Genomic DNA, 10,444 nt, shown 5'->3' with positions numbered 1-10,444 from the left:
CAGATGTTTGCAAATGGTGAGGGTGCTATGATGATTACCGGAACCTGGGCACAGTCAGATATTGAAAAGAACAACCCGGAGATTCAGATGGGCATGTTTGCAATGCCAACAGATAATGGAGTTAATATGTTGATTTCAGGAATTGACCCTGGTATTGCAGCCATGACAGGAACAGGAAAAGAAGAGTATGCAGCAAAATTCCTGGAGTTTGTGACGAGAACGGAAAATGCACAGATTTATACCGATTATGATAAATCCCCAAGTCCGATTAAAGGGGTAAAGACAGACAATCCCACCATTGATCTGATGCTGAGCTACATTGAAGAAGGGAAAGCAATTCCCTGGTGGCGTGATTATATCAGTACGGGTGTAGTCAGTGATGAAGCCGATTTAGCCCAGGCATTTTTGATGGACGGCGATTTGGATACTTTCTTAACAGGTGAGGAAGAAATTGTACTGCGTAAGGAATAAGGAGAAAGCGGGATAAATTCCCGCCTTTCCTAAATCAGAGAAAGGAGGCTTATATGAGAAAGAACAGTATCAGCCACAAAAGAAATGTTTCTTATATGCCTGTCATCGCTATAGCGTTACTTTTATATACCGTATTTTTTATTGTACCGGCTGTTTACAGCTTCTATTTTAGCCTGACAGACTGGAATGGTTATTCTCTGCAATACAATTTCGTAGGCTTCAAAAATTTTGTGAAAGTATTTCAGGATAAAGACCTTTTTAATTCTGTTAAATTTACAGTTATCTATACGATAGTCATCAATGCCACAACGATTCCCTGCTCGGTGATTTTAGGTATTTTTTTGACAAAGAAATTAAAAGGTGTTAATTTCTTCCGTTCCGTGTTTTTTTATCCGGCCATTATTTCCATGTTATCTTTAGGCTTGATTTTTAATGAAATCTTTCGCAGGATGCTCCCTATGATTGGGGATGGTTTGGGAATCGGATTTTTACAGACCAGTTTGCTATCCACAAAGACTGGAGCGGTGATAGCCGTAATCCTGTTGGGGTTCTGGCAGAATTTATCTATTCCTACTGTTTTGCTGATTGCAGCGCTGCAGAGTGTACCCCAGGAACTGACAGAAGCGGCGAAGATAGACGGGGCAGGTGTGATGGACAGATTTCGCGTCGTGACATTTCCGTTTTTAGCATCTACCTTGGTGATCTGTTTCGTAAAAGGAATCCGGGATGCCCTGGTAGTCTTTGATTATATTATATCGCTGACTCAGGGAGGACCTGCTAAAGCAACCACCTCTATGGGATATAAGATTTATCTGATGGGAAGTACAGACATGAAGTTCTCCCAGGGATGTGCAACGGCAATTGTTCTATTTTTTATCATTGCCCTGGTATCGTTTCTCATCATGAAGGTAATCGGGAGAGGAGGTATTGAGCAACAATGAACAATATGCGGACGAAGAAAAGACTTACAAGTGTTTTGACCTACTTCTTTCTGGTTATCTGGTTTTTATGTATTGCCCTGGTGTTATATGTAACGGTAGTCAATTCTTTTAAGACACAGGTAGAATCCAGCAAAAGCTTTCTGACTCTTCCGGAGACATTTCAGTTTGATAATTATATTGCTGTATTCCAGAGAAGCGGATTTGTACAGGCAGTGGGCAATACCACCTTGTTTACATTGATTTCCATTGTCATCGTAGCTGTTTTCGTGCCGGCAGTGTCCTATGCGGTGAACCAGATTCTTCATCTTAAAACAGGAAAATTTTCTTTATACTATATAACAGCAGCGATGTTTGTTCCTTTCCAGATAGTAGCCTTACCTTTATCCATGTTTATGAAAGCCCTTGGTTTAGGAAACCGGCTCAGTATTATAATTATATTTGTCACGTATCCATTGATACAGGGAGTGTATCTGTGCAATGGCTATCTGAAGACAGTGCCAAAAGAACTTGCGGAATCCGCCTATGTGGAAGGTGCAGGCACCTGGAAAACCTTTTTTTCGGTAGTGTATCCAATCATGAAACCGATGACCGCCACCATCATTATCACCAATTTTTTGTGGATGTGGAATGAGTTCCTGATTTCTCTGATGATTCTGGGGGCGGACAAAAAGACGCAGACTCTGCCATTGTTCATCTACAGTTTTAAAGGACAGTACTCCATTGAGTATAACTTGCTGTTTGCGGCCATTGTATTGTCCTCTATTCCACTGACGGTAATGTATGTGTTTTTACAGAAATATATTGTAGCAGGTCTGGCTGGAGGAGCAGTGAAGGGATAAGAAGAGGATGATGTTATGAAGGGTTTACATTATGAAGGGAATAGACAGGCCAAGATCAGGGAGATGGAGATTCCCAGGCCTAAGCCGAAGGAAGTATTAATAGAGGTAACCTTATCTGCACTCTGCGGAAGTGAAAGAAAGGATTATGAACAAGGCTGTTCCTTCGTGTCAGGCCATGAGTTTGTGGGAATTGTAAGGGAAGCAAAGAACTGCAGAAATTCAAAGCCAGGTAACCGGGTAACGGTAAACGTAATAAAAGGCTGCGGGAAGTGCTATTACTGCAGAATGGGAAAATCACAATTCTGTGAGTCCATGATAATCTGTCAGGGAGGGCATGCGGAATATGTATGTGTACCCGAGGAATGCTGTCTGGAGATACCGGAAGACGTAGAGGATCGGGCTGCGGTTTTGCTGGGTGGCGATACCCTGGGGGTTGCATATCGTGCAGTACAGAAATTACCAGCAGGGATGGGGAGGGTGGCTTTGGTAATTGGGGCTGGTCCAATTGGTCTGGGCGCCGTGTCACTATTAAAATACTACGGATATTATGTTGTGGTCTGGGAAATGAATCTGGTGCGGAGGAATTATGCACTTCTGACCGGAGCAGATGAAGCAATTGATTCTGTTAATTTAAATTCAAAACAGAGGATAAAAGAATTGACGAATCATCTGGGAGCGGATGTGGTATTGGAATGTTCCGGAAATCCGGAGGGACAGAAAAATGCACTTCATGCTGTGAGGCCGGAAGGCACCGTGGTTTTCTGCGGAGAGAACTACAAAGGGCTGACGATCGTACCTTCCGAGGATATTATTCATAAGGAGATTACATTGACCGGAGCTTTTTATTTTACGGGACAGGATTTCTATAGTCTTTGTGAATTGTACAGGAGAGGATTTGAACCGGAGAAAGCAGTCAGCCATATCTGGAACCTTACCGAAGCCCCATTGGCATGTAAGATGTTTTTTGAGGGAAAAACCGGCAAGGTCTTGTTGGAGAGGAAGGTGTAAAATTGAAATGTTTATCTACCGTCATAGTGGGAATGGGAGAACGGGGAAAGGTACATCTCCACGGATTCCTGGAAAATAGAGATATGTTTGAAGTGAAGGGAATCTGTGACAGGAGAGATGTGCATCTTCAGGAGTCTGTAAAGCAGTATGGAATCAGTCCTGATATCTGCTACGCAGATGCAGAGGAAATGCTGAAAACGGTAAAACCCGATGTGATGGCATTTGTGACCATGCCTCATATTCGTCTGCCTTTGGTAAAACTGGCAGTGAAATATAAGGTGAAAGGTTTGCTTTTTGAAAAGCCAATGGCAGTTTCACTGGAAGAAGCAGATGAGATTGTCCGTTTGTGTGAGGCACATGAAATCAAAACCATTGTTTGCCACCAGCATAAATACCTCAATTCTTTCCTGGAATTAAAGAAAACTCTGGACAGCGGGGAACTGGGACAGATTACAGATATCCGTGCAAGCTGCCAGCCCCAGGCTTCTCAGCTTGGAACCCACTATTTAGACTACATGATATGGGCTAATGGAGGAAAACAGATTGTAAGCTGTGTGGGACATATACATGGCAGCTTTTATTTAGAGGACAGCCATCCTTCACCGGATTATGTTATGGGACAGTTCATTTTTGAAAATGGAGTGCGGGGATTATTAGAATGTGGGTATTGGGCGAAGCAGACAGAAATGTACCAGGCTGGTTTTAGCCATGGCAGCGGGGAGCCTGCCTATTGGACAGATGACAGGCTGATGGTCTATGGGTCAGCAGGATATGCCTGGGCTTCCTGCAATGGGAAATATGCAGTCTTTTCTCCGGAAACATCTCCTGAGATAAGGCAGGGAGATTATCAGGATTTTTTCAAACGGGAACAATTTGAAGCACAAGTCCGCTATACCAAGGAGTTTGGGGAGTGGATGATGGGAAAGAGAGAAGGACACGACTGCGATGTAAAATTAGCATATCATGGATTTGAGGTGCTGGAAGGCATTTATAGCAGTGCCCTTGACTGTACCAGAGTGGATTTTCCGTTGATTCTGCCCCGTAAGTATGAAGCATTGGAAGAATGCAGGAAAAGATTACATAGAGTCAATTACAGACAATGGAGGTAATTATGGATAAATGGTATAAAAAGCATTACCGGAGAACATTACTGGACATGCATATCGAAGATTGGAATGAAGAATTCCTGTCACAATATGACCCAAAGAAGTATTTTGAATTATTAAAAAAGGCTGAGATTACAGCGCCAATGATATACGTGCAATCCCATGTGGGACTCTGCTACTGGCCAACAAAGACTGGGGTCATGCACAAAGCATTCCTTGGTAAAGAAGACATGGTAAAGCAGGTTTTTGATATGTGCCGGTTGGCAGAAATGCCAACGGTTCTGTATTACAGTATCATTTTCAATAACCGGGAATATGAACGCCATCCGGATTGGAGAATGAAGGATGCACATGGACAGGATTCCAGGGCGAATGGAGGGCGGTATGGGTTGTGCTGTCCCAATAATGAAGAATACCGGGAGTTTGTGAAAGCGCAGATTCAGGAATTCTCCGAGTATTTCCAGTTTGAAGGTGTGTTTTTTGATATGACCTTTTGGCCGGAGGTATGTTATTGTGAATCCTGCCAGAAGCGCTGGAGAGAAAAACATCAGGAGCCAATGCCAGAGATAGTGGACTGGAACGATGAGAATTGGCTGGCCTTTGACCAGGAGCGCCATGAATGGATAAAGGAATTTGCTTTCCTTTGTACCGATGAAGTACATAAGTATTCTCCCGATGCAACAGTAGAGCATCAATATGGAAATTCCATTGCATTTTGGAGATTTGGAAATAATGAGAATGTGTCTATGGCAAGTGATTATATAGGCACGGACTTATACGGAGGAATCAGGCAGCAGTCCTTTGCGTGTAAAGCCTGGTATCATCTTTCCAAGAACAGACCTTTCCAGTATATGACAAGCAGATGCTATCCAACCCTTGCGGAACATACTTCTATAAAATCCTATGACCAGCTAAGGCAATGTGTAGCCATGACATATCTTCATCACGGTGCCAGCTTGTTGATTGATGCCATTGACCCTGTAGGAACCATGGATGAGCGGGTGTATGAACTAATTGGAAAAATCTACGGGGAAATGAAAGAATATGATCCTTACATGACAGTAGGAGAACAATTCTTTGACATCAGCCTATATTTCAATCTAAACGGTAAATATGACCCCAGACAAGAGGGCATTCATGTAATGGATCACCGCCTTGACAGAGATAAGGGCTGTGCAGGTACCATGCCTCATTTCGATGCATTGATGGGAGCTTCTGATATCCTTGCAGCCCATCATATTCCCTATGGTATAGTAAATAACTGGAAGCATGGGGAAATACAGAAACATCCGGTCCTGGCAGTTATGGATGCTCCGGGGCTTTCGGAAGAAGAAATAACGGATATGATATCTTATGTGCATGAGGGAGGAAATCTGTATTTAAGCGGTTACACAGATAACAGGCTTTTGCAGGAATTCTTCCATACAGAAATGGATGGATATACAGATGGAAGAATGACATATCTGGCACCCTGCGGGGAACCGGGGATTATGGAAGGATATAGTACCAGAAAATATCCGCTTGTGATGTTTGAACCTGCAGTAAAAGTAAAACCAGGATACACGGGAACCAAAATGGCCACATTGACGTTCCCCTATACAAAACCAGGCATTCACTGGTCTATGTTCCCTACGGATGTTCATGAGAATGAATATGTGGATGTAAATTCAGATGCATATCCATTTTCCACCATACATGCAAATCCACCTGGCATAGAGACAGAGATGCCGGGTATGCTGTATACTACCTGCGGGAAAGGAAAAGTCATATGGTCCGCACTGCCTCTTGAAAGAGCTGAAAGGTACCAGCATGGAGAGGTATTTGTAAATATAATGAAAATGCTTGCCGGTAGTTCGTTTTCCATTCAGGTAGACGCAAGTGAAACAGTAGAGAGTGTAATCTTCGAAGAAAAACCGGGTAAATGTCTGTTAGTGGGGTTGATTGAAACCAGAAACGGTTATACCATTGCAGACACCCACGATATAGAAATTGCATTCAAAACTCCGGAGAAACCGACAGAGGTATGTATGCTGCCGGAGAAAAAAGAAATACCTTATTGCTATCAAGACGGATGTTTAAAAATACATTTGGATAAAATATCAGTTTTTGCCATGTTAAAGATTCAGTGGTAAAAAGTTGTGAAGGAGGATGCTTATGGAAAAATTATTCGCACTGGATGGGAAGTTCAATCAATTTATGTCTAAGGCAGCAGACCTTCTGTTGTTGAATCTCATGTGGATAATATGTTCCCTGCCAATTATTACAATCGGGGCATCCACTACAGCACTATTTGACGTCCTGCTCGAAATGACAGAGGATGAGGAAGCTTATGTAGTCAGAACTTATATCCGATACTTTGCCAAAAATCAAAAAGAGAGTACAAAGCTCTGGTTATTATTTTTGACTGTACAGACACTGTTCAGTGCGCTCTTTGCAAGTGGCTTTCAGGTGGGAAGTAGTGTAATTGTAGCAGGGAGTATGATTGGAGAGGTATTTTTCCTGGTCTATACGTTTTTTGCTTTTCCCCTTTTAGCATGGAATGGTGACAGGAAACTAGGAAGTTTGCTGAAGAAATCAGCCTTCCTTGGTGTGGCGGCACTACCCTGGACGGGAGTGCTGCTCTTAGGGAGTGGTATTCTGTTTGCTGTCACACTATGCTATCCACTTCCAGCGGCTCTGTTGCTTCTATTTATAGGTGTGGCAGGTGTTTCTTATATGATGAGCGTCATATACCGGCATGTATTTCAGAAATATGGTGTGTTAAGGGAAAAGGATGTGCAAAATGAAGTTACGGTTGAAATTATAAAAGGGGAAGAAGAGATTGCCTTGTATAAGGAAAGGGCAGAGCACGTCAGAAAGGATGGATAATGATGGAGAAAGAGGAATTAGCGGTAAAGGCATTACAGACAGGTAAAGGTATATTTCGGTTGGCACCCACCTGGGTACCCAGGGCATTTTGCAGACCGGGAAAGAGGATTAAGCTGCATCCGGATGATTACTATGCACTGGGGGCAGAAAGGGGCGGTATCGATGAAAGATGGTTTGCATCCACAACCTGGGCGGAAAACGGAGAGGGGACACCAGAAGATGAAGGTATGAGCTATATTGTGGTGGATCAGGAAGGAAAAGAAAAAATCCTCCTGAAAGAGGCCATAGATATTTTAGGAGCAGAAATCGTGGGGGATTATCTGTGGGAGAAGTATAGAGGATGGCCCATGTTTTCCAAATTCTTTGACAATGCAGGGCCTCTACCTCATCATATTCATCACAGGGAAGAACACGCAGCCAGGGTAGGGGCATCCGGCAAGCCAGAGATGTATTTCTTTCCCTCCCAGGTTAATAACCATGGCGGAGAGTTTCCTTTTACTTTCTTTGGATTTAATCCGGAAACAGAAAAAGAAGAAGTATTAGATGTACTCAAAAATTTCACCAAAGGAGACAATAATATTCTTGGTTTATCCAGAGCTTATAAATTAGAACTGGATACAGGATTTGATGTTCCCCCCGGAGTGATGCATGCTCCCGGAAGTCTCTGTACGTATGAACCGCAGTTTGCCTCAGATGTGTATGCCATGTATCAGTCAGTGCTGCTAAACGGTCAGGTAATCGGAGAAGATTTGCTGTGGAAGAACACTCCTGAAGAAGAAGTTGGAAACTATGAATATTTGCTGGACGTGATTGACTGGCCGGAGAATGCAGATGCAGATTTCCATAAGAAACATTATATGAGGCCCAAACCGGTGAGAGTTGTAGAAGATATGCTGTCACAAGGGTATTTGGAGGAGTGGATCTGCTATAAATGCAGTACCGTTTCTGCAAAGCGCTTAACTGTATTTCCCGGACAGAAAGTGGTAATCAAAGATGCGGCTGCCTATGGTATTATATGTTTAGAGGGACATGGAAGTTTTGGACAGTGGAAATTGGAAACACCTGCCCTGATTCATCTGGGTGAATTGACAAATGATGAATTTTTCGTGACAGAACGTGCTGCAAAAGAAGGAGTAGAAATTATCAATGAATCCACCACGGAAAACATTGTAATTCTAAAACACTTTGCTGAAAATCCGGAGTTGGTTATGGAATAGTTACCGGTTACAACAAGTTTATGTAAGATACATTATAAATAATAAAGTAGGTAGAAAAGAATCCTATACCGTGAGGAAAATAGGATTCTTTTTTATGCCAATTTTGAAATTCTCTAAATGTTTAAAGTGTTAGAAATTAATATCTATACACAAAAAGTAAAACATAGTACAATGAAAGAGTATCGGAGAAAATGTGTTTTACAGGAAATTGGGGTTGTAGAAAGGGAAGTAAATGCCAGAATATAATTTATTTTTACTTAAACATGAAAATGATATCGCTGCATCTTTGCATATAGATTTAATGGATGGTTCTATCCGTAAGGTTAAAATAGAAAATGAAGAGTTGCTTCCACCAGGGGGCAATCTTTCAACAGAGGAGTTAAGGCGTTGGTGGATACGCAGGGCGGTCCCACAGCTTCGTGGAAATATCAAAAAAGTACTGGAAGAATCAGGTACGATTAATACACAAAGTTTACTGCTTCAAAATCTTGGAATCAGTTTGTCAGACCACTACTGGATATGTCCTGCCGATTATAGTTTATTATGGGAACAGATTAATCCATATGAGAATGATTTTCGGGATACCATAGGTGAGATACAGTTTCGCCCTTCCAGCCAATTTGATTATAATGGATCGTCATTTGTTCCGGGGGCATCGTTGCAAGGAGAGTTGAAGAAAAAATGGGTAATTGGTGATGACGGAGACAGATATTTGATAAAAGGAAATTATGGCTTGTCTTTCCAACAGAGCATCAATGAAGTAATAGCAACAAAGATTCATGAAAAACAGAATAAAATGCCCTATACAACATATGATCTGATTCAAATAGAATTAGACGAAGAACAGGCACTTGGCTGCATATGTAGAAATTTTGCCAACAAAAATGTTGAGTTTATTCCCGCATATGATGTGGTTTCAAGCGTTAAGAAAAGAAATGATCTTTCCGAATATGAATCCTTTATAGCTATATGCGGTATAAATGGGCTTGATAAAGAATATGTTCGAAGCTTCCTGGAATATCAAATACTGACTGATTTTATAATAACAAACACAGACCGGCATTTTAATAACTTTGGTGTTCTTCGTGATGTAAATACCTTAAAGTATATAGAAATGGCACCCATTTTTGACAGTGGTAACAGTATGTTGTGGAACCGTCGTTTTCTGCCGGAAAAAGAAAAAATAAAATCAAGTCTGTTTTCAGTTCCGGTGACATCTTTTAAAAATAGTGAACCAGAACTTCTAAAATATATAAGGGATTTCAGTGCAGTTGATTTGTCGAAGCTTCCATCTGATCAGTTGATTATGGATCTTTTAGACAAAGATAATATGGAAAGCAAAAGAGTGGAAAATTTGATGAACTGGTTTCATGCCAAAGTCGATGTAATTCAAGAATTGCAATTAGGAAAGAAACTTGAAAATGTGGCAGAAAGAAATTATATAAAGAAACCTAGGATTTCAAGGTAAAACAACTTGCTTTTACTACAAAGATACAGTGCATATTGGAAAAAAGACATCCGATGTAAAGAACATACGCAATTGCAGAGCGAGTGCTCTGGCTACTGAAAAATGTAGCCGGAGTATTTTTTTTCGTGGTGTAGTAAATGGCTATCTTCTATTAAAATTATGTATTGTTTTCGATAGGGCTAATGCCTAGAATCTAAGCGCTTACATAAAAACAAACAAATAATAGTTTTTCACGCTTTGTATGGGTTACTGGTGCATAATGATAGGAAAATAATACAAATTTATATATAATTTAAATTATAGAATTAAAAAAATAATCTGGAAAGAATAGCTAAAAGACAAGATATTAACCAGGTTGAAATTCATGAATTGGAAGAAAGGAGGGTCGCGAATTATTTATTAAATTTTTAATAATCTGTAAATAAAAATATGTATATGCAATTCACATTTAAATTATGCAATTCACCACAACTTAAGTAAAAGAATTTGACATTAATACGTTATATCATCTAAGATAATTTTTTGA

9 protein-coding genes are annotated in these 10,444 nt (G+C 41.0%); all 9 read left to right on the top strand.

Features of this window, described 5'->3' with window-relative positions; translation table 11 throughout:
• On the top strand, window positions 1-471 hold a 471-nt coding region (locus tag ACH2DQ_RS20340; RefSeq protein WP_395028068.1), incomplete at its 5' end, for an extracellular solute-binding protein.
• A 53-nt stretch (window positions 472-524) separates the two neighbouring features.
• A complete protein-coding gene (locus ACH2DQ_RS20335) occupies window positions 525-1,412 on the top strand; it encodes a carbohydrate ABC transporter permease (protein ID WP_394911434.1) in 888 nt (295 codons plus the stop codon).
• The gene (locus ACH2DQ_RS20330; RefSeq protein ID WP_394911433.1) at window positions 1,409-2,251 is read left to right on the top strand and encodes a carbohydrate ABC transporter permease; all 843 of its coding nucleotides are present in this window, start codon (window positions 1,409-1,411) and stop codon (window positions 2,249-2,251) included. Before ACH2DQ_RS20335 ends, ACH2DQ_RS20330 begins: the two co-directional genes overlap by 4 nt.
• 15 nt (window positions 2,252-2,266) lie before the next feature.
• A complete protein-coding gene (locus ACH2DQ_RS20325; RefSeq protein WP_394911432.1) occupies window positions 2,267-3,259 on the top strand; it encodes a zinc-binding dehydrogenase in 993 nt (330 codons plus the stop codon).
• A gap of 2 nt (window positions 3,260-3,261) precedes the next feature.
• Complete coding sequence (locus ACH2DQ_RS20320) at window positions 3,262-4,368, top strand: Gfo/Idh/MocA family protein (protein ID WP_394911431.1); 1,107 nt, start codon at window positions 3,262-3,264, stop codon at window positions 4,366-4,368.
• A gap of 2 nt (window positions 4,369-4,370) precedes the next feature.
• Window positions 4,371-6,497, top strand: a complete 2,127-nt coding sequence (locus ACH2DQ_RS20315; protein ID WP_394911430.1) for a hypothetical protein — start codon at window positions 4,371-4,373, stop codon at window positions 6,495-6,497.
• Window positions 6,498-6,519: 22 nt separating this feature from the next.
• Entirely contained in the window at window positions 6,520-7,233 is a 714-nt protein-coding gene (locus ACH2DQ_RS20310) for a YesL family protein (RefSeq protein WP_394911429.1), read from the top strand.
• Window positions 7,233-8,450, top strand: a complete 1,218-nt coding sequence (locus tag ACH2DQ_RS20305; RefSeq protein ID WP_394911428.1) for a hypothetical protein — start codon at window positions 7,233-7,235, stop codon at window positions 8,448-8,450. The genes ACH2DQ_RS20310 and ACH2DQ_RS20305 overlap by 1 nt, the downstream gene beginning before the upstream one ends.
• Window positions 8,451-8,682: 232 nt before the next feature.
• The gene (locus tag ACH2DQ_RS20300; protein ID WP_394911427.1) at window positions 8,683-9,918 is read left to right on the top strand and encodes a hypothetical protein; all 1,236 of its coding nucleotides are present in this window, start codon (window positions 8,683-8,685) and stop codon (window positions 9,916-9,918) included.
• The last annotated feature ends 526 nt before the right edge of the window (window positions 9,919-10,444 follow it).

The organism is Robinsoniella sp. (genome assembly GCF_034124845.1).
This window is presented reverse-complemented; position numbering and strand designations above follow the sequence as displayed.